Origin of the sequence: Brachyspira catarrhinii, assembly GCF_005518285.1 — a bacterium.
GTDB classification, from domain to species: Bacteria; Spirochaetota; Brachyspiria; order Brachyspirales; family Brachyspiraceae; genus Brachyspira; species Brachyspira catarrhinii.
In genome coordinates, this window is sequence record NZ_SJDU01000489.1 from 1 (window position 1) to 1,477 (window position 1,477).

The following is a 1,477-nucleotide window of genomic DNA, read 5'->3' on the forward strand; positions in this document are numbered from 1 at the left end:
CCCAGAGTAAAGAAAGCTTGTCCCATAGCGGCGTATATTACATCCAAAAAGTTTTTAGCTCCGCCTTCGTTAAAGATTTTACCCAAATCGGGAAGCAGATAAAATTTTATTCCTTCTATTGCTCCGTCTAAAGTTATCGCTCTTATTATAAGAATTATCATTATAATAAAAAGCAGAGACATCATAACTTTTGTGGATTTTTCTACTCCACTTTGAAGTCCTTTAAAACAAATTAAACTTCCCAAAAATACGGTTATAAATAAACTTAAAACCATAACTTGAGGATTGCCAAGCATCGAACCGAAAAAGTTTCCAACGCCTTCTGGAGAAAGTCCTTCGGTCGCTCCCGTAATCATATAAAAAGCGTAGGTTATACTCCAACCCGTAACGCTCGTGTAAAACATCATTAAAATTAAACATCCTAGCATTTGAATATAACCGATTAAATGCCATTTATGTCCTTCTTTTTCCAAAACCTTATAAGAGCCTACAATATCTTTTTGTCCTCCTCTTCCGATGCTGAATTCCATTATTAAAATCGGAAGTCCTATTATTAGCAAGCATATCAAATAAATCAAAACGAAAGCGGCGCCTCCGTATTTTCCCGTTATATAAGGGAATCGCCATATATTTCCAAGTCCTATAGCGCATCCCGCCGAGACTAATAGAAATCCCAGCCTGCTTGAAAGTCTTTCTCTTTTGTGATTTTGATTGTTGTTTTGCATACGCAACTCCTTAAATTTATTTTCTTAATTTTATAATTTTTATAATCCGTTTATTATACTATATAATTAAAATTACTTCAAGTAGTAATTCGACAAAAATTTTAAAAAAGTTATATGGTAGAAAATTGGGTAAACGGCGGTTATTTATTAGAACCTTATTTATCGGCGATAGTATTTCATGAAATATTGCATAATACGGGATTTAGTCATAGCGGCAATTATGGAGCAATATATCCATTACAAAATATTTATAAATCTTTATACAATGATAAAAAATGGAAAGAAAAATATAAAGAGAGATTGGAAGATTTTCAATATTATTATGAAATAAAATATTCGGAAGTTTTACAAAAAGACAGCGAAAAATAATAATTCTTATTTTTTAAATTATAAAATAAAAGGGACTTGTTTTTTCAAATCCCTTTTTATTTTTATAAATGTTATATATTTTACATTTATTTTTTAATATTAAGCAAAATATCTCCAACATTTATATAATCTACGGAAGTTTCTTCTATATCTCCATAATTTTCAAAATTGGTTATCACTATCGGAGTTATTACCGAATATTTAGCTTCTTTAATTTTTTCGGTGTCAAACTCCATAAGCAAATCGCCTTTTTTAATTTTCTGTCCTTCTTCTATATGCGAAGTAAAATATTTTCCGTCAAGTTTTACCGTATCCATTCCAATATGTATTAGAATTTCCACTCCTTTATCGGAAGTTAAACCAATTGCATGTTTTGTTGGGAA

General features: G+C 30.3%; 3 protein-coding genes. 1 reads left to right on the forward strand and 2 read right to left on the reverse strand.

Annotated features, from left to right (window positions below; genetic code table 11):
* A partial coding sequence (locus EZH24_RS11720; RefSeq protein ID WP_170310874.1) for a sodium-dependent transporter occupies positions 1–725 on the reverse strand: 725 nt, incomplete at its 3' end.
* Positions 726–839: 114 nt separating this feature from the next.
* On the opposite strand from EZH24_RS11720, the gene EZH24_RS11725 reads away from it, so the two are divergent.
* On the forward strand, positions 840–1,094 hold the full coding sequence (locus tag EZH24_RS11725) for a hypothetical protein (RefSeq protein ID WP_137999265.1): 255 nt from the start codon (positions 840–842) through the stop codon (positions 1,092–1,094).
* 86 nt (positions 1,095–1,180) lie between these two features.
* Here the strand turns inward: EZH24_RS11725 and EZH24_RS11730 are convergent.
* A partial coding sequence (locus tag EZH24_RS11730; protein ID WP_137999266.1) for a PTS sugar transporter subunit IIA occupies positions 1,181–1,477 on the reverse strand: 297 nt, incomplete at its 5' end.

Coding starts and splice junctions, on each gene's coding strand:
- EZH24_RS11725 (WP_137999265.1), top strand. CDS start 840: ATGGTAGAAAATTGGGTAAACGGCGGTTATTTATTAGAACCTTATTTA.